At 61.1% G+C, this 18,213-nt stretch carries 14 protein-coding genes and 1 pseudogene; 7 read left to right on the top strand and 8 right to left on the bottom strand.

Translation table 11 applies throughout. From position 1 onward, the window contains the following. Positions 1-14: 14 nt before the first annotated feature. The 7 genes from cheB to AB4N33_RS16430 all read right to left on the bottom strand — a co-directional run bounded on the left by cheB (position 15) and on the right by AB4N33_RS16430 (position 8,204). Positions 15-1,025 carry a chemotaxis-specific protein-glutamate methyltransferase CheB gene (cheB, locus tag AB4N33_RS16400; protein ID WP_476457764.1) on the bottom strand — a complete coding sequence of 337 codons (1,011 nt, stop codon included), beginning with the start codon at positions 1,023-1,025 and terminating at the stop codon, positions 15-17. Continuing rightward, positions 1,022-3,322 carry a response regulator gene (locus tag AB4N33_RS16405; RefSeq protein ID WP_476457765.1) on the bottom strand — a complete coding sequence of 767 codons (2,301 nt, stop codon included), beginning with the start codon at positions 3,320-3,322 and terminating at the stop codon, positions 1,022-1,024. The genes cheB and AB4N33_RS16405 overlap by 4 nt, the downstream gene beginning before the upstream one ends. Further along, complete coding sequence (locus AB4N33_RS16410; RefSeq protein ID WP_460117647.1) at positions 3,319-4,002, bottom strand: chemotaxis protein CheW; 684 nt, start codon at positions 4,000-4,002, stop codon at positions 3,319-3,321. Before AB4N33_RS16410 ends, AB4N33_RS16405 begins: the two co-directional genes overlap by 4 nt. Further along, entirely contained in the window at positions 3,999-5,258 is a 1,260-nt protein-coding gene (locus tag AB4N33_RS16415) for a CheR family methyltransferase (protein ID WP_476457766.1), read from the bottom strand. Before AB4N33_RS16415 ends, AB4N33_RS16410 begins: the two co-directional genes overlap by 4 nt. Then, positions 5,255-5,785: a chemotaxis protein CheW gene (locus AB4N33_RS16420; RefSeq protein WP_460140154.1), complete on the bottom strand. Its 531-nt coding sequence runs from the start codon at positions 5,783-5,785 to the stop codon at positions 5,255-5,257. Before AB4N33_RS16420 ends, AB4N33_RS16415 begins: the two co-directional genes overlap by 4 nt. After that, complete coding sequence (locus AB4N33_RS16425; RefSeq protein ID WP_460117653.1) at positions 5,785-7,407, bottom strand: methyl-accepting chemotaxis protein; 1,623 nt, start codon at positions 7,405-7,407, stop codon at positions 5,785-5,787. Before AB4N33_RS16425 ends, AB4N33_RS16420 begins: the two co-directional genes overlap by 1 nt. Before the next feature lie 113 nt (positions 7,408-7,520). After that, positions 7,521-8,204, bottom strand: coding sequence for a tellurite resistance TerB family protein (locus tag AB4N33_RS16430; protein ID WP_476457767.1), 684 nt, complete (start codon positions 8,202-8,204; stop codon positions 7,521-7,523). 236 nt (positions 8,205-8,440) lie between these two features. Here AB4N33_RS16430 and AB4N33_RS16435 point away from each other — a divergent pair, with 236 nt between their 5' ends. The 7 genes from AB4N33_RS16435 to AB4N33_RS16465 all read left to right on the top strand — a co-directional run bounded on the left by AB4N33_RS16435 (position 8,441) and on the right by AB4N33_RS16465 (position 16,745). Further along, a complete protein-coding gene (locus AB4N33_RS16435) occupies positions 8,441-9,355 on the top strand; it encodes a LysR family transcriptional regulator (protein WP_460117656.1) in 915 nt (304 codons plus the stop codon). Positions 9,356-9,455: 100 nt separating this feature from the next. Next, entirely contained in the window at positions 9,456-10,943 is a 1,488-nt protein-coding gene (locus tag AB4N33_RS16440; protein WP_460140157.1) for a gamma-aminobutyraldehyde dehydrogenase, read from the top strand. A 110-nt stretch (positions 10,944-11,053) separates the two neighbouring features. Then, a complete protein-coding gene (gene ydcS / locus AB4N33_RS16445; protein WP_460117660.1) occupies positions 11,054-12,205 on the top strand; it encodes a putative ABC transporter substrate-binding protein YdcS in 1,152 nt (383 codons plus the stop codon). Between the two features lie 249 nt (positions 12,206-12,454). After that, entirely contained in the window at positions 12,455-13,489 is a 1,035-nt protein-coding gene (locus AB4N33_RS16450; RefSeq protein ID WP_460117661.1) for an ABC transporter ATP-binding protein, read from the top strand. A gap of 1 nt (position 13,490) precedes the next feature. Further along, complete coding sequence (locus tag AB4N33_RS16455) at positions 13,491-14,438, top strand: ABC transporter permease (protein WP_460117663.1); 948 nt, start codon at positions 13,491-13,493, stop codon at positions 14,436-14,438. Further along, a complete protein-coding gene (locus AB4N33_RS16460) occupies positions 14,428-15,237 on the top strand; it encodes an ABC transporter permease (protein WP_460140159.1) in 810 nt (269 codons plus the stop codon). The genes AB4N33_RS16455 and AB4N33_RS16460 overlap by 11 nt, the downstream gene beginning before the upstream one ends. Before the next feature lie 83 nt (positions 15,238-15,320). Further along, entirely contained in the window at positions 15,321-16,745 is a 1,425-nt protein-coding gene (locus AB4N33_RS16465) for a gamma-aminobutyraldehyde dehydrogenase (RefSeq protein ID WP_476457768.1), read from the top strand. Between the two features lie 64 nt (positions 16,746-16,809). Here AB4N33_RS16465 and AB4N33_RS16470 read toward each other — a convergent pair. Then, positions 16,810-18,181 (bottom strand): annotated as a pseudogene (locus AB4N33_RS16470) (IS3 family transposase). Positions 18,182-18,213 lie beyond the last annotated feature (32 nt).

Consider the following 18,213-nt stretch of genomic DNA (forward strand, 5'->3'; position numbering starts at 1 on the left):
GCTGCGAAATGTAGTCATTTAGGGAAAATCTCCAGCAAACGCGGCGCTATCTTGTCCAGAGCGCGAATTTCCACGGCGGCATCGATGGCCGCGGCCGCCTTCGGCATGCCATACACCGCACTGCTTTGTTGGTCCTGAGCAATGGTCAGGTAACCTTGTTGACGAAGGAGTTTAAGCCCCTGGGCGCCATCGCGCCCCATTCCGGTCAATAAAACCCCCACGGCGTCACCATTCCAGTAACTGGCGACGCTTTCAAAAAACACATCGATCGAGGGCCGATAGATCTCGTTGACCGGCTCGGCTGTGTAGGCCAGCGTGCCATTTTTCAGCAGGCGAATGTGATGATTGGTGCCTGCCAGCAGTACGGCACCAGGCTGGGGCGGCTCACCTTCGCGGGCCAGACGCACATTCAGGCCGCTGGCGCTGCTGAGCCATTCGGCCATGCCGGCAGCAAACACCTGGTCGACGTGTTGCACCAGCACGATCGCCGCCGAAAAATCCCGCGGCAAGCCCTTGAGCAGCACTTCCAGCGCCGCCGGCCCGCCCGCAGAGGAGCCGATGGCAATCAGGCGCTGGCGCGAGGGGCTGCCGCGCGATGGGGTTGGCGTCTGGCGTTCGCGATTGACACGGTCGCCAATCAGCCAGCCGATGTTCATGATCTTGCGCAGTAGAGGTGCGGCAGCCTCCTGAGGGTTGCCGGCACCCAGCGCGGGGGTATCTACCACATCCAGAGCCCCATACCCCATGGCCTCGAACACACGATGCACGTTCTGCTGGCGGTCGACGGTGACGATCACGATGGCGCACGGTGACTCAGCCATGATCCGCCGAGTGGCCTCGACGCCGTCCATGACCGGCATGATCAGGTCCATCAAGATCAGGTCCGGGGTATTTCGCGCACAATGTTGCACCGCTTCGGCGCCATTGGCGGCCACCCAGACCACTTCATGGGCGGGGTCGAACGCCAGTGCGCGACGCAGCGCCTCTACCGCCAGGGGCATATCGTTGACGATTGCGATCCTCATGCCCTTGCTCCTCCGATGAGCTCAACCACTGCATCAAGCAGGGCATCGTCATGAAAACTGGCTTTGGCTAGATAATAGTCGGCTCCAGCGTCCAGTCCACGACGTCGGTCCTCTTCCCTGTCCTTGTACGACACCACCATGACCGGCAGCGATTGCAGTCGATTGTCCCGGCGCAGCAAAGACACCAGTTCAATGCCATCCATGCGCGGCATGTCGATGTCGGTGATCAGTAGATCGAACGACTCCGAACGCAGGGCGTTCCAGCCATCCATCCCGTCGACCGCCACCGCCACGTCGTAACCGCGATTGATCAGCAGCTTGCGCTGCAACTCGCGCACCGTCAGCGAATCATCGACCACCAGGATGCGCTTGCGGGCCACTTCAACCGCCTGGTTGCCCTGCCGGGCGATCCGTTCCAGGCGACCGGTGTTGAGCAGTTTGTCCACCGAACGCAGCATGTCCTCGACGTCGACGATCAGCACCACCGAACCGTCATCGAGCAAGGCGCCAGCAGAAATGTCCTGCACCTTGCCCAGGCGCTCGTCCAGCGGCAGGACCACCAGCGTGCGCTCGCCGATAAACCGCTCGACTGCCACGCCGTAGACCGCATCGCGCTCGCGGATCACCACGACCTTGAGGGTCTGCTGATCGTTCTGGCTGGCCGGGCGCTGGAGCAGTTGGCTGGCGGCCACCAGGCCGACATGCCGGCCTTCATGCCAGAAGTGCTGACGGCCCTCGACCTGCACGATGTCCGAGGGTTCCAGGTCGCACATGCGCTCGATATGTGCCAGCGGGAACGCGTACGCCTCATCACCGACTTCCACCACCAGGCTGCGCACCACCGACAGTGTCAGCGGCACTTCAAGATGAAAGCGACTGCCCTCGCCCGCCGTCTGTTCCAGCACCACCGCCCCACGCAACTGGCGAACCATATGCTGGACGGCATCCAGGCCGACACCGCGACCGGACACTTCGGTGACCTTGTCACGCAGGCTGAACCCCGGCAAAAACAGGAATGTCAGCAGTTCTTCTTCGCTCAACTGCGCAGCGGTTTCCGCAGGTGACAATTGCCGCTCGACCACACTGCGGCGGACCTTTTCCAGGTCGACTCCATTGCCATCGTCGCTCAGCTCCAACACCAGCAAACCGGCCTGATGGGACGCTCGCAACCGAATCAGGCCTTCTTGCGGCTTGCCCGCCAGCAGCCGTTGTTCTGGCGACTCGATGCCGTGATCGACAGCATTGCGTAACAGGTGCGTCAACGGTGCCTCGAGTTTCTCCAGCACGTCGCGGTCAACCTGGGTTTTCTCGCCCTCGATTTCCAGCCGTACCTGCTTGCCCAGGCTGCGGCCCAAGTCGCGGACCATGCGGACCTGACCACTGAGCACATCGGCGAACGGACGCATACGACAGGCCAGTGCAGTGTCGTACAGCACTTGTGCCCGCTGACTCGCCTGCCAGGCGAACTCGTCCAGCTCGGCGTTCTTTTCCACCAGCAGTTGCTGGGATTGCGCCAACAGGCGGCGGGCATCTTCCAGCGCCTCTCTCGCCTCCAGGCTCAAGTCGTGGTCTTTGAGATGAACGTTGAGGTTTTCCAGTGCGCGCAGACCGTTGTTCTGGATGCGTTTCATGCGCTGCATCGTGGCCAGGTGCGGTTTGAGACGCAGGGTTTCCACCAGGGATTTGCTCGACAGGTCGAGCAGGCTGTTCAGGCGCTCGGCCGTGACGCGCAGGACCCGCTCACCGTTTTCGGTGGTGCGCTTGGTCTTACGTGGCGTCGCGACAGGCTCCGTCATTTCCGGGGGCGTCGCGATGACGGGCTCAAGCGGCAGGGGCTGCTCGACGGCGGGCGGCAGGGGTTCAGCGATAATCGCAGAAGCTGGCGCAGTGATAGGTGCGGCGGGGGCCAGCGGATCCAGCAACCGCGCCATCAGCGCCACGTAGCTCTCGATTTCCACAGGCGTCGGGGCATGGCCGGGCGTGGCGATGCGCATCAACAAATCGGTGCCTTGCAACAGCGCATCGATGTGTTCGGGACGCAAGTAAAGACGGCCTTCCTGCCCACTCACCAGGCAGTCTTCCATCACATGGGCGACGCTCACACCGGCGTCGATGCCCACGATACGCGCCGCGCCCTTGAGCGAGTGAGCCGCGCGCATGCACGACTCGAGGTGATCGGCCTGGGTCGGATCGCGCTCGAGCGCCAGCAGACCGGCGCTGAGCACCTGGGTCTGGGCCTCGGCTTCCAGGCCGAACAGCTCCAGCAAAGACGCGTCGCGCATTTGTTCGGGGGTCATGTCAGGCTCCGGGTCACGGCGGACAGCAGCTGTTCTTCATCCAGCCAGCGCAGGCTGCGACCTTTGAATTGCAACACGCCACGGGTGTACCTGGCATTGGCATGAGCCCCGGAACGGGAGGCCGCATCGAGCGTGCGCTCGTCAATGGCATGGATGCCGTCCACCTCATCCACCGGCACCACCACCGGCCCGCCGTGGGCCGCGACGATCAACATGCGCGGCATCACCCGCGCGCCGTTCGCCACACTGCCCGCAGCGTCGAGCCCCAGCAACTCCACCAACGACAGGCAGGCCACCAGCGCACCGCGCACGTTGGCTACGCCGAGCAAGGCCCGCGAGCGCTGATGTGGCAGCGAATGTATCGTTTGCAGCGGTGCCACTTCCACCAGGCTGCGAGTGGCCAGTCCCAGCCATTCCTCGCCGAGACGGAACATCAGCAGCGAACGGGTCTTGACCTCGCTCTCGACCACGGCGCTGATGTGCCCGCGATCTTCCTGCTGCAACGCATAGCGGTCCAGCAGGCGCGTGGCCGCCGCCGAATAGACCGAACAATTGCGGCAATGGATGTGCTCGACCAGCAACGGGCAGGACTTGTCGCCGTGTATGCCAATCCGGTTCCAGCAATCGTCGATGGCCTGGGCGTTTTCGTGGGTCAGGCTAAAGCCGTCGGTGGCACTCATCGTTTGCGCTCACTGTCTGCGCGCTCGCTGCGAGCGGCGCGGTCCTGCAATCGTCGGGCACCGGCGGTATCGCCTTGGGATTGCAGCAAGGCCGCCAGGTGCATCAATGCCTCGGGGTGCTGCGGGTCGAGATACAGGGCCTTGCGGTAAAAACCCTGAGCCTCCAGACCACTGCCGGCGATATCGCTGAGCAGCCCCATCCAGTAAAACACCTGAGCCACCGGTTCATGGCTGCGCAGATACAGCTCGCAGGCAGCCTTGGCCTCGGCGCCCCTGCCTTCGTTGGCCAGCGCCGCGATGTTGGCCAACAGCGCCGCAGCATCGGGGTTGGCCGCCTTGCTCACCGGCAGCGGCGTCACCGACGCGAAAGGACGGCTGCGAACAGGCGGCGCCACAGGGCGCACCGGTTGCCGCACCGGCAATGGCGGTGTTGGCGCAAAGGTGGGAGTGGGTTCAGGTGCAGCCTGACGCCTGAACGCAAAGGACTGCGCAACACCGATTGATCGCATGCCGAACCGCCCGAGCAGGCTGCCTTCCGCCGGGCCGATGAACAGCACGCCATCGACGTGAGTGAGGCGTTTGAGCACCTCGAACACTTGCTGCTGGGTCGGTTGATCGAAATAGATCAGCAGGTTTCGGCAGAACACGAAGTCATAAGGCGCCTCGTTGACCAGCAATGCTGGATCCAGCAGATTGCCGACCTTTAGATGCACCTGTTCCTGCACCCGCTCATCAAGGCCGTAACCCTCGCCTTCAGGGCAGAAGTACCGGTCGCGAAAGGCCAGGTCCTGGCCGCGAAAGGAGTTCTTGCCGTAAAGCGCGCGCCGCCCCTTTTCCACCGACAGCGGGCTGACGTCCATGCCTTCAACCTTGAATTGATGGGGCTTTAGCCCCGCATCGAGCAAGGCCATGGCAATGGAATAGGGTTCCTCACCGGTGGAACAAGGCAGGCTGAGAATCCGCAGAGCGCGAAGGTTGTTGATCTCCCCCAGACGCTTGAGCGCCAGTTTTGCCAAGGTCGCAAAGGACTCCGGGTAACGGAAGAACCAGGTCTCGGGCACGATCACCGCTTCGATCAGCGCCTGCTGTTCTTCTCGCGAGCCTTGCAGGGTCTGCCAATACTCATCGGCCGTCTCAGCGCGCGATGCCGTGGTGCGTTGGCGTACCGCACGCTCGATGATCGCAGGTCCCACCGACGTCACATCAAGGCCGATGCGCTCCTTGAGAAAATCAAAAAAACGTTGGTCGCTGTTCACGGGTGCTCCTCAAGCAGGCCCAGGTCCAGTGGCGGTGACGGAAACAGCAGCTCGCGAACGTGTATATCCAGCAGGTCGGCAACCCGGACCCATTGCAACAATCCCTGGGCATCCTCCCTGACTGGTCCGAGGTAGGGCGCCTGGCGGTTGTCGAAGCCATAGGGCTGAAAATCTGCCGGGTTGCAGCGCAGGGTATCGGTGGCCTGCTCCAGAATCAGCCCGAGCCGGTGCGATTGCGCGCTTTCCTGCGGGCAATAGTTGACCAGCACCAGACGGGTGCTGGTGCGCGCCTGGGCTGCCACGCCGAAGGCCAACGCGCTGAGATCGATCACCGGCACCACCGCACCACGATAGCCAAACATCCCGGCCACCCAATCTGGCGCTTGCGCGATTGGCTTGAGCGGCAGGCGCGGCAGCACTTCAACGACCTCGGTCGCTTGAAGGGCATAGCGTTCACTGCCGATGTGAAAGACCAGGAACAATGTCGCCGGTTTCACGGCAGAGCGTTTGGCCGTGAGTTCGCTCATCAGACTTTGAATCGCGAAACGCCGCTGCGCAGCCCGACGGCTACCTGGCTCAGTTCATCGATGGCGGAACTGGCCTGACGCAGGGATTCGACCGTCTGGCTGCTGGCATCACCCAGTTGTACCAATGCATGGTTGATCTGCTCGGCACCGGTGGCCTGGGCCTGCATGCCTTCGTTGACCATCAGCACCCGTGGCGCCAGCGCCTGCACCTGATGAATGATCTGTGACAGTTGCTCGCCAACCTGCTGCACCTCGTACATGCCACGGCGCACTTCTTCGGAGAATTTGTCCATGCCCATGACCCCGGCCGAGACCGCCGACTGGATCTCGCGCACCATCTGCTCGATGTCGTAAGTGGCCACGGCGGTCTGGTCCGCCAGACGACGCACCTCGGTGGCAACCACGGCAAAACCACGGCCGTACTCCCCAGCCTTTTCCGCTTCGATGGCCGCGTTCAACGACAACAGGTTGGTCTGGTCGGCGACCTTGACGATGGTCACCACCACTTGGTTGATGTTGCCAGCTTTCTCGTTGAGGATCGCCAGTTTGGCGTTCACCAGGTCCGCGGCGCCCATCACCGAGTGCATGGTCTCTTCCATCCGCGCCAGGCCTTGTTGCCCGGAGCCGGCAGCCACCGAGGCCTGATCGGCGGCGGTGGAGACTTCGGTCATGGTGCGCACCAGGTCACGGGAGGTGGCGGCGATTTCCCGCGAGGTCGCACCGATTTCCGTCGTCGTGGCGGCTGTTTCAGTGGCAGTCGCCTGCTGCTGCTTGGACGTGGCGGCAATTTCGGTCACCGAGGTAGTGACCTGTACCGATGAGCGCTGGGCCTGGGAGACCAGCGACGTGAGTTCGGCCATCATGTCGTTGAAGCCGGTTTCGACTGCACCGAATTCGTCCTTGCGCTCCAGGTTCAAGCGTCCGCTGAGGTCGCCGGTACGCATGATCTCGAGGATTTCGACGATGCGATTCATCGGCGCCATGATCGCGCGCATCAGCAACAGGCCACAGAGGGCGGCAGCCAGTACCGCGACCAGCAGGGAGATGCCCATGATGAGTTTCGCGGTGGCCACGGCGTCGTCGATGTTGGCCATGTCTTGATCGGCGACGACCTTGTTTTGCCGCAGGATGTCATTGAGTTTCATGCGCCCGGCCTTCCACGCCGGGGTCAGTTGTTCGTTGAACAACTTGATCGCGTCGGCTTCCTGATTACGCCTGCGCAAGTCGATCACGCTCTCCAGGGCTTTGCCGTAATCGGCATGGAGCTTTTCGAAGACAGCGAATTCGAGCTTGTCCTCATCCGTGGTGACGGTGGCACGATAGTCGGCCATCGCCTCCTGCACACGGGCATCAAAACCCTTGAACAGGGCGGTGTCTTCAGCGCTGAAGCCCTGCGCCTCCTTGAGCCCCAACATCTCCTGGATCTGCAGATAACTGTCGACCCAAGCACCCCGAATGACCGAGCTGTAGTACACCCCCGGCAGCGCATCGTCACGAACGCTGGCGTCGCTGGCCTCGATCTTCAACAACCGCGAATACGAGACGACGACCATCAGCAACATGATGGCGATAATTACCGCAAAACTCGCCAAGATGCGTTGGCGCAACGTCCAGTTCTTCACAGTCAGTCCTCGGGGCCACTTCAAATGCTGGGGAGTATAGCCGAGGGCGGTGTGTCATTTATAAGACAGATGCGCAGTACGTCTCATCCTGGCGAACCAAGGGGCTGCGGGCGCTACAGGGCGACCTGACGAACCTGGTTTTCCAGCTCGGCCTTGAGGCCGGGAGCCAGTTGCAACTGGCGAGCGAGCTCCTCCAGGTAGGACTTCTCCATGAAACTCTCCTCATCCACCATCATCACACTGGCAATGTACATTTCGGCCGCCATTTCCGGCGTACTGGCGGCGCGTGCCACCTCGGCGGGATTCAGGGGTTTGTGCAGCTCGGCATGCAGCCAGTGCTGCAACTCCCGATCAGTGTCGAGGCGGGTGAATTCGCCTTCGATCAACTCGCGCTCACGTTCATCGACATGCCCATCCGCCTTGGCAGCAGCCACCAGCGCCGTGAGAATCGCCTGACTGTGCTGTTCCACCTGGGCCGCCGGCAAGCGGTCCACGGTTTGCGGCTGATAACCCGAAGCAACGCCCTGCTTTGCCTGCCAGATGCCAAACGCCTTGTAGGCGATCAACCCCAACACCCCAAGCCCTCCATAAAGGGCGACCTTGCCACCGACCTTGCGCACCTTCTTGTTGCCCATCAACAGCCCCAGGGCACCCGCCGCCAACGCACTGCCGCCCGCGCCCGACAGCATGCCGCCCAGTGCACCTGCGGACCCCTTGCCCTGAGCGCCCAAGGTCTTTTTCTGCAGCAGATCCTGGCCGGACCGGAGCAATTGATCGAGCAATCCACGTGTATTCATGTTTGTCGCCTCCAGTGAGTAACGCAAGAAGGCTCCCAGACTAGATCGAAACACCGAACCCACGGTGGATGGGAGTGCTTCGGAATGTTGCTCGGACCGCTCGCGTTGCTGGCCCCTGGCGTCCGGTGCCTCGCCTGGCCCCATCGCGAGCAAGCTCGCTCCTACCGGGATGTCATCTAATAAAACGATATACACTCGAGGAAATCGATAAAAACCGCCCACCCGGTACACACCTCATGATGACCTTGCGTCAAATTCGTCACTTCATTGCCGTGGCAGAGACCGGCTCGATCTCTGCGGCCGCGCAAACAGCGTTCATTTCCCAGTCGACGCTGACCTTGGCCATCCAGCAACTGGAGCAGGAAATCGGCGTGGGTCTGTTCAATCGTCACGCCAAGGGCATGACGCTCACACACCAGGGTCACCAATTCCTGCGCCAAGCGCACCTGATTCTGGCAACGGTCGATAACGCAAAGCGCAGCCTGCAACAAAGCACCGACCAGGTAGCCGGCCAGTTGATCGTCGGCGTGACCAGCCTCGTCGCCGGCTACTACCTCGCCGACTTGCTCACCCGCTTCCAGCGAGCCTACCCCAACGTCGAAATTCGCGTCATGGAGGACGAGCGGCCCTACATCGAGCACTTGCTGGTCAGTGGTGAAATCGATGTCGGCGTGTTGATCCTGTCCAACCTCGAAGACCGTCATGCCTTACAGACGGAAGTGCTGACTCACTCGCCCCATCGACTTTGGCTGCCGGCGCAGCATTCGCTGCTGGAGCACGACAGCATCAACCTCGCCGACGTGGCGCGCGAGCCACTGATTCAACTGAACGTTGACGAGATGGACCGCAACGCCCAGCGCATGTGGTCGGCGGCCTCGCTGCAACCGCGCATCACCCTCAAAACCGCTTCAACCGAAGCGGTGCGAAGCCTGGTGGCGGCGGGCCTGGGCGTTTCGATTCAGCCGGACATGACTTACAGGCCGTGGTCGCTGGAGGGGGACATCATCGAGGCACGGACCATCGCCGACCTCAGTCAGACCCTCGACGTCGGCCTGGCCTGGCGCCGAGGCACCGCAAGACCGGCGCTGGTTGACCCTTTCCTGACCGTCGCCCGTGAACAACCCCACGGCGGACGCAAGCCATCTATTTAATCGAACGCCACCTTCAGTATTTAGTATTTGTCGACCTCCGGTCCGGGCACTAGTCTTGATTCATCTATAAAGACGGCCGGCCCCAGTCACAGGGAGTCCTATGGCCACACAAGAAAAGAGAACCCGAAAGATGGCTGGCGCGCAGACTCCGTTGTTCACCGCGTTGTTGATCGATGGCGAATTGGTCGCGGGACAAGGTTTTGTCGAGCCCATCCTCAACCCTGCCACCGGCGAGGTGTTGACCCACATCGCCGAAGCCAGTATCGAACAAGTCGAAGCCGCCATCCTGGCAGCGAATCGTGCCTTTGCCAGTTGGTCACGGACCACGCCGCAGCAACGCGCCAACCTGCTGCTGGACATCGCCAACGCCGTGGAAAAACAGGCTGACCTGCTCGCCCGTCTCGAGTCGCTCAATTGTGGCAAGCCATTGCACCTGGCCCGTCAGGACGACCTGACCGCCACCGTCGACGTATTCCGTTTTTTCGCCGGTGCCGTGCGCTGCCAGACCGGGCAGCTCAGCGGTGAATACCTGCCCGGCTACACCAGCATGGTGCGTCGCGATCCCATCGGTGTCGTTGCGTCCATTGCGCCGTGGAACTACCCGATCATGATGGCCGCGTGGAAAATCGCCCCGGCCCTGGCCGCCGGTAACACGCTGGTGTTCAAGCCGTCCGAGCATACGCCACTGTCAATTCTGGCTCTGGCGCCTGCGCTGGCGGAGATTCTGCCGCCTGGCGTGATCAACATCATATGCGGTGGCGGCGACGGAGTCGGCAGCCATCTGGTGAGTCACGGAAAAATACGCATGGTGTCGCTGACCGGCGATATCGTCACCGGACAGAAAATCCTCCAGGCCGCCGCGAAAACCCTCAAGCGCACGCACCTGGAACTTGGCGGCAAGGCGCCGGTGATCGTGTGCAACGATGCCGACATTCAAGCGGTGGTCGAGGGTGTACGCAGCTACGGTTACTACAATGCCGGCCAGGACTGCACAGCCGCGTGCCGCATTTATGCGCAGGCCGGTATTCACGACCGGCTGGTGGCCGAACTCGGCGCGGCGGTCAGCAGCCTGCGCTTTGCCGGCAAACGCGACGCCGACAACGAAATCGGTCCACTGATCAGCACGCGCCAACGTGACCGCGTGGCCAGTTTCGTTGAACGCGCTCTGGGCCAGCCGCACATCGAGCGTGTCACCGGTGCCGCCGTGCATTCCGGCGCCGGCTTCTACTATCAGCCGACCTTGCTGGCCGGTTGCAAACAGAACGATGAAATCGTCCAGCGCGAGGTGTTCGGGCCGGTGGTGACCGTCACCCGTTTCGAAGGGCTGGAACAAGCGGTGGACTGGGCCAACGATTCCGAATACGGCCTGGCGTCATCGATCTGGACCCAGAACCTGGACAAGGCGATGCAGGTCGCGGCCCGGTTGCAATACGGCTGCACCTGGATCAACAGCCATTTCATGCTGGTCAGCGAGATGCCCCATGGCGGCCTGAAACGCTCGGGCTACGGCAAAGACCTGTCCAGCGATTCGCTCCAGGACTACAGCGTGGTGCGGCACATCATGGCCCGCCATGGACGGGAGCTTTGAGCTACAAGCTATAAGCGTCAAGTTGAAAAGCGGACCGCTGTGTCTTGCAGCTTGCGGCTCGAAGCTGACAGCTACTCTTAACAACAATCTAAAAAAACCAGGGGTATTCCATGTTCATGCACAAGACCGCACTGCTGAGTGCAATCACTACCGCCTTGCTGGCCAGTGTCGGCGTCCAGGCGGCCGAACCATTGAAGGCCGTTGGTGCTGGCGAGGGCCAGTTGGACATCGTGGCGTGGCCGGGCTACATCGAGCGTGGCGAAAGCGACAAGGCCTACGACTGGGTAACCGGTTTCGAGAAGGAAACCGGCTGCAAGGTCAATGTGAAAACCGCCGCCACCTCCGATGAAATGGTCAGCCTGATGGCCAAGGGCGGTTACGACCTGGTGACCGCCTCCGGCGATGCCTCGCTGCGCCTGATCGTCGGCAAGCGTGTGCAGCCGATCAACACGTCGCTGATCCCGAACTGGAAGAACCTCGACCCACGCCTCAAGGATGCACCGTGGTACGTGGTCAACAAACAGACCTACGGCACCCCGTACCAGTGGGGCCCGAATGTGCTGATGTACAACACCAATGTGTTCAAGTCCCCGCCTGACACCTGGGGTGTGTTGTTCAACGCCGAGAACCTGCCGGACGGCAAACCGAACAAGGGCCGTGTGCAGGCCTACGACGGTCCGATCTACATCGCCGACGCGGCGCTCTACCTCAAGACAGCCAAGCCGGAACTGGGCATCCAGAACCCCTACGAACTGACCGAAGCGCAGTACAAGGCCGTGCTCGACCTGTTGCGCGCCCAGCAGCCGCTGATCCACCGATACTGGCACGACACCACCGTGCAAATGAGTGACTTCAAGAACGAAGGCGTGGTCGCCTCCGGCGCCTGGCCGTATCAGGTCAATGGCCTGGTCAACGAGAAGCAGCCGATTGCCTCGACCATCCCGAAAGAAGGCGCCACCGGTTGGGCCGACACCACCATGCTGCACACCGATGCCAAGCATCCAAACTGCGCCTACAAGTGGATGGACTGGTCGCTGCAACCCAAAGTGCAGGGTGACGTAGCCGCCTGGTTCGGCTCGCTGCCAGCGGTGCCCGCGGCGTGCAAGGAGAGCGAACTGCTTGGCGCCGAGGGCTGCAAGACCAACGGCTTCGACCAGTTCGACAAGATCGCCTTCTGGAAAACCCCACAGGCTGAAGGCGGCAAGTTCGTGCCGTACAGCCGCTGGACCCAGGACTACATCGCAATCATGGGCGGCCGCTAAAAGTCATTCCGGTAGCTACTGCGCGACGACCAGCCGCGCCCGGGCAGTGCTCGCCTCCTCACGTACTGAAGTACGCTCCGGGGGCTGCGCGCTGGCCGGACACGGCTGATCGCCGCTCGCTACGCTCCCGAAACGACTTTCTGTGATTGACGCTTATCAAAAAGCAAAAGCTGATTGTCGAACGACCGTTTTTTCAGAAGTCCAGGCAGGGCCGTTGCAACGGCCTCCGCTTTTTTGGAGCACCGCACCATGACGCTTGCAGTCCAATTCACCAACGTTTCCCGTCTGTTCGGCGAAGTGAAAGCCGTAGACCGGGTTTCCATCGACATCCAGGACGGCGAGTTCTTTTCCATGCTGGGCCCTTCCGGCTCGGGCAAAACCACCTGTTTGCGCCTGATCGCCGGTTTCGAACAACCCAGCGCCGGCTCCATCCGCATCCACGGCGAGGAAGCCGCCGGACTGCCCCCCTATGAACGCGACGTCAATACCGTCTTTCAGGACTACGCGCTGTTCCCGCACATGAACGTGCTGGACAATGTGGCGTACGGTTTGAAAGTCAAGGGCGTTGGCAAAAGTGAACGCAACAGCCGCGCCGAAGAAGCCCTGGCGATGGTTGCCTTGGGTGGCTATGGTCAGCGCAAACCAGTGCAGCTTTCTGGCGGTCAACGCCAGCGTGTGGCCCTGGCGCGCGCGCTGGTCAATCGCCCTCGGGTACTGCTGCTCGACGAACCCCTGGGTGCCCTCGACCTGAAGCTGCGCGAGCAAATGCAGAGTGAGCTCAAAAAGCTGCAACGCCAGCTCGGTATCACCTTCATTTTCGTTACCCACGATCAAACAGAGGCGCTGTCGATGTCCGACCGCGTGGCTGTGTTCAACAAGGGTCGCATCGAGCAGGTCGACACGCCGCGCAACCTCTACATGAAACCGGCGACCACCTTCGTCGCAGAATTCGTCGGCACCTCAAACGTGATTCGCGGTGACCTGGCCACACAACTCAGCGGCAATCCACAGCCGTTTTCGATCCGTCCCGAGCACGTGCGGTTCGCCGAAGGCCCGCTGGCCAGCCATGAAATCGAAGTCAGCGGTTTGCTCCACGACATCCAGTACCAGGGCAGCGCCACCCGCTACGAATTGAAGCTGGAAAACGGCCAGACCCTCAACATCAGCCAAGCGAACAATCAGTGGCTGGACGTCAGCGCCCAGCACCAGACCGGGCAACGCATCAGCGCACGCTGGGCCCGTGAAGCGATGATCCCGTTGCACGACACCGCGGGCGGGGTGTGAGATGAACAGCGTGGCAATCACTCAAACTCCGGGCAGTGGCTCGCCGCTGCGCAGGTTCTCCAACCTGCTGTATCGGCGGCCGAATTTCTACCTGTCGCTGCTGCTGGTGCCGCCGCTGTTGTGGTTCGGCGCGATCTACCTGGGCTCGCTGCTGGTGTTGTTGTGGCAAGGTTTCTACACCTTCGATGACTTCACCATGGCGGTCACCCCGGACCTGACCCTGGCGAATCTGGCAGCACTGTTCCAGCCGTCGAATTTCGACATCATCCTGCGCACCCTGAGCATGGCCATCGTCGTGTCGATCGCCAGCGCCATCGTCGCATTCCCCATTGCTTATTACATGGCGCGCTACACCACCGGCAAGACCAAGGCGTTTTTCTACATCGCAGTGATGTTGCCGATGTGGGCCAGCTACATCGTCAAGGCTTATGCCTGGACCTTGCTGCTGGCCAAGGGCGGCGTGGCGCAATGGTTCGTGCAACACCTGGGCCTGGAGCCGCTGTTGCAGTTCGTGCTGGGCATTCCCGGCGTGGGCGGCAGCACCTTGTCCACCTCGCACCTGGGGCGCTTCATGGTGTTCGTCTACATCTGGCTGCCGTTCATGATCCTGCCGATCCAGGCATCGCTGGAACGTCTGCCGCCGTCGCTGCTGCAAGCCTCCGCCGACCTCGGCGCCAAGCCGCGCCAGACCTTCATGCAGGTGATCCTGCCGCTGTCGGTGCCGGGCATCGCAGCCGGTTCGATCTTCACCTTTTCCCTGACCCTGGGCGATTTCATTGTGCCTCAACTGGTGGGCCCGCCCGGCTACTTCGTCGGCAGCATGGTGTACGCCCAGCAAGGTGCGATCGGCAACATGCCAATGGCCGCCGCCTTTACCCTGGTGCCGATTGTGCTGATCGCCATCTACCTGACCATCGTCAAACGACTGGGGGCCTTCGATGCACTCTGAGAAAGCGTCTATCGGCCTGAAAATCGCAGCCTGGGGCGGGCTGGTGTTCCTGCATTTCCCGATCCTGATCATCTTCCTCTACGCCTTCAACACCGAGGACGCCGCGTTCAGTTTTCCGCCCAAGGGCTTCACCCTGAAGTGGTTCAGCATCGCGTTTTCGCGTCCCGATGTATTGGAAGCGATAAAGCTGTCACTGCAGATCGCCGCCATCGCCACCTTGATTGCCATGGTGCTCGGCACACTCGCATCGGCGGCGCTATACCGTCGGGACTTCTTCGGTAAACAGGGCATCTCCCTGATGCTGATCCTGCCCATTGCCTTGCCAGGGATCATCACCGGGATCGCGTTGCTGGCGACCTTCAAGTCGCTGGGAATCGAGCCCGGCATGTTCACCATCATCGTCGGCCACGCGACCTTCTGCGTGGTGATCGTCTACAACAACGTCATCGCCCGGCTGCGTCGTACTTCCCACAGCCTGATCGAGGCGTCGATGGACCTCGGTGCCGATGGCTGGCAGACCTTCCGCTACATCATCCTGCCCAATCTCGGTTCGGCATTGTTGGCGGGCGGCATGTTGGCGTTCGCACTGTCCTTCGACGAAATCATCGTCACCACCTTCACCGCCGGTCATGAACGCACCCTGCCGCTGTGGCTGCTCAACCAGCTCAGCCGCCCTCGGGATGTGCCGGTGACCAACGTCGTGGCGATGCTGGTCATGATCGCGACCATGCTGCCGATTCTCGGCGCCTACTACCTGACTCGTGGGGGTGAGAGCGTGGCGGGGAGTGGTGGGAAGTAACTCGATTCCAACTGGAGGAACTGGATCTACTGTGGGAGCCATGTTTCTTCAGGAAAAACAAAAATTGTGAAGAGGACAATGCCATGCAAACCCAACTCCTGATCAACGGCCAACTGCTCGACGGCGAAGGCCCCGCTCAACCGGTGTTCAACCCGGCGCTGGGCCGCGTGCTGGTGGAGATCAATGAAGCCAGCGAAGCCCAGGTCGATGCCGCCGTGCGGGCCGCCGATGCGGCGTTCGACAGCTGGTCGCAAACGCCGCCGAAGGACCGTTCGCTGCTGTTGCTCAAACTCGCCGATGCGATCGAAGCTCACGGCGAAGAGCTGGCCAAGCTGGAATCGGACAACTGCGGCAAGCCCTACAGCGCCGCGTTGAACGATGAGATCCCGGCGATTGCCGATGTGTTCCGCTTTTTCGCTGGCGCCAGCCGCTGCATGAGCGGTTCGGCTGGCGGTGAATACCTGCCTGGACACACCTCAATGATCCGCCGTGATCCGGTGGGCGTGATCGCCTCCATCGCACCGTGGAACTACCCACTGATGATGGTCGCGTGGAAGATCGCCCTGGCCCTCGCCGCCGGTAATACCGTGGTGCTCAAGCCGTCGGAACAAACCCCGCTGACCGCCCTGCGCCTGGCGCAACTGGCGTCGGAGATCTTCCCGGCTGGCGTGCTTAACCTGGTGTTTGGTCGTGGGCCAACGGTCGGCAGCCCATTGGTCACTCACCCCAAAGTGCGCATGGTGTCGCTGACCGGCTCGATTGCCACGGGTTCGAACATCATTTCCAGCACCGCTGACAGTGTCAAACGCATGCACATGGAACTGGGCGGCAAGGCGCCGGTGATCATCTTCGATGACGCCGACATCGACGCCGCCGTGGAAGGCATCCGCACCTTCGGTTTCTACAACGCCGGCCAGGACTGCACTGCCGCGTGCCGTATCTACGCGCAGGCTGGCATCTACGAGAAATTCGTCGAGAAACTCGGGGCGGCGGTCAGCAGCATCAAATACGGTTTACAGGATGATCCCGCGACCGAACTCGGGCCGCTGATCACCGCACAACATCGCGACCGGGTGACCGGGTTTGTCGAGCGCGCCGTGGCACAGTCGCACATTCGCCTGATCACGGGTGGTAAAGCGGTGGAAGGCAATGGCTTCTTTTTCGAGCCAACGGTATTGGCCGATGCGCAGCAGGACGACGAGATCGTCCGTCGCGAGGTGTTCGGGCCGGTGGTGTCGGTGACCAAGTTCACCGATGAAGCGCAGGTGCTGGCCTGGGCCAACGACTCCGATTACGGCCTCGCTTCCTCGGTGTGGACCGCCGACGTCGGTCGCGCCCATCGCCTGTCTTCGCGCTTGCAATACGGCTGCACCTGGGTGAACACCCACTTCATGCTGGTCAGCGAAATGCCCCATGGCGGTCAGAAACTGTCCGGGTACGGGAAGGACATGTCGATGTATGGGCTGGAGGACTACACCGTGGTTCGGCATGTGATGTTCAAGCATTAAGTACAAAAGCATCGCGGGCAAGCCCGCTCCCACAGGTTGGACTGACCCCAAAATGTTGGACGGTCTATTGCCACATGCCCACGGACTGAGTCCTGTATTCCACAGGGCTCAATCCTCCGAGCTTCGATTTAATCCGGTCATGATTGTAGTAACGGATGTACTCGTCCAGTCCCGAATTCAACTCCTCCAAGCTTTCAAAATGCTTGAGGTAAAAAAACTCGGATTTAAGGGTGCCGAAGAAGCTCTCCATCGCCGCATTGTCGAGGCAGTTACCCTTGCGCGACATGCTCTGTTTTATGCCTCGACTCTTCAGCGCGTTCTGATAGCGAGGTTGTTGATACTGCCAGCCCTGGTCGGAGTGAAGCAGCAGATGAGCTGAGTCCCCTAAGCCCCCAAAAGCCTTATCCAGCATGCCTGTCACCAGCGCGAAACAGGGGCGCAGGGACGTTTCGTAGGCAATGATTTCACCGTTATACAAATCCATTACTGGCGACAGGTAGAGCTTTTTTGAGTCAACTTTGAATTCAGTGACATCAGTTACCCACTTCTGGTTTGGGCGTTGCGCGACGAAGTTACGCTCCAGCAAATTCTCCGCTATCTTCCCTCGCTGACCTTTGTAAGAACGGTACTTTTTGGGGCGTACCAGTGACTTGAGACCCAGGCGATCCATGAGGCGCTGAATCAGTTTTTCGCTGACTGCTTCTTTTTTTGAAGCGCCATCGCGATGCGGCGATAGCCGAACCGCCCTTCGTGTTCGTCGTAGAGTCCTTGGATTCTCGCTATCAACGATGCGTGTTTGTCGGGTTTCTGCAGAGCGCTGACCTGGTAATAGAACGTGCTGCGGGCCAGGTTGGCCAGCTTGAGCAAGCTATCCAGAGGAAATCGTGCCCTCAAGGCCATTACGGTGAGCGTTTTTTCCCGCGTTGAGGGCTCGTGCTCGAAACCTCCCTGACCTCTTCGAGCTTTTTTAGGTAGGCGTTCTCCATGCGCAGGTGTTCGAGTTCGGCTTGGAGTTGCTCTCGAGTTTTCGAATTGTCGTCCGTGGACTGGGATTGATCAGGGGCAGGCGTTTTCGGGGGCATGGCGACAGCCTTTTTTCTCTTGGGCGCAATCAGGGCAGGAAGACTGCCACTGTAGTACTGACGCTCCCAAATGCCCACCTGCGAAGATTGGCCAAGTCCAAAACGGGCGGCGACCTCTCTAAGTGAAAGTTGCTCCTTTCGCATGCATTGGACGACTGATCGCTTGAATTCGGCGCTGTAATGACGGCGATTGGACTGAAAGCCTGCATGGCCCCGAGCCCGGTAGGTGGCGACCCATCGCCGCAGCAGGCTGCAGTCGATTGAGAAACGGTGAGCGACCTTGCGCAAGCCATCATGGCCATTGATATAGGACTCGACGGCCTCTAATTTGAACTGAAGCGAAAACTTCCCCATGGGGACACCTCCAAAGATCAGGATTGGTGTCC

It is taken from the genome of Pseudomonas sp. S1_E05 (assembly GCF_056337105.1).

Coding starts and splice junctions, on each gene's coding strand:
- cheB (WP_476457764.1), bottom strand. CDS start 1,025: ATGAGGATCGCAATCGTCAACGATATGCCCCTGGCGGTAGAGGCGCTG.
- AB4N33_RS16405 (WP_476457765.1), bottom strand. CDS start 3,322: ATGACCCCCGAACAAATGCGCGACGCGTCTTTGCTGGAGCTGTTCGGC.
- AB4N33_RS16410 (WP_460117647.1), bottom strand. CDS start 4,002: ATGAGTGCCACCGACGGCTTTAGCCTGACCCACGAAAACGCCCAGGCC.
- AB4N33_RS16420 (WP_460140154.1), bottom strand. CDS start 5,785: ATGAGCGAACTCACGGCCAAACGCTCTGCCGTGAAACCGGCGACATTG.
- AB4N33_RS16430 (WP_476457767.1), bottom strand. CDS start 8,204: ATGAATACACGTGGATTGCTCGATCAATTGCTCCGGTCCGGCCAGGAT.
- AB4N33_RS16435 (WP_460117656.1), top strand. CDS start 8,441: ATGATGACCTTGCGTCAAATTCGTCACTTCATTGCCGTGGCAGAGACC.
- AB4N33_RS16440 (WP_460140157.1), top strand. CDS start 9,456: ATGGCCACACAAGAAAAGAGAACCCGAAAGATGGCTGGCGCGCAGACT.
- ydcS (WP_460117660.1), top strand. CDS start 11,054: ATGTTCATGCACAAGACCGCACTGCTGAGTGCAATCACTACCGCCTTG.
- AB4N33_RS16450 (WP_460117661.1), top strand. CDS start 12,455: ATGACGCTTGCAGTCCAATTCACCAACGTTTCCCGTCTGTTCGGCGAA.
- AB4N33_RS16455 (WP_460117663.1), top strand. CDS start 13,491: ATGAACAGCGTGGCAATCACTCAAACTCCGGGCAGTGGCTCGCCGCTG.
- AB4N33_RS16460 (WP_460140159.1), top strand. CDS start 14,428: ATGCACTCTGAGAAAGCGTCTATCGGCCTGAAAATCGCAGCCTGGGGC.
- AB4N33_RS16465 (WP_476457768.1), top strand. CDS start 15,321: ATGCAAACCCAACTCCTGATCAACGGCCAACTGCTCGACGGCGAAGGC.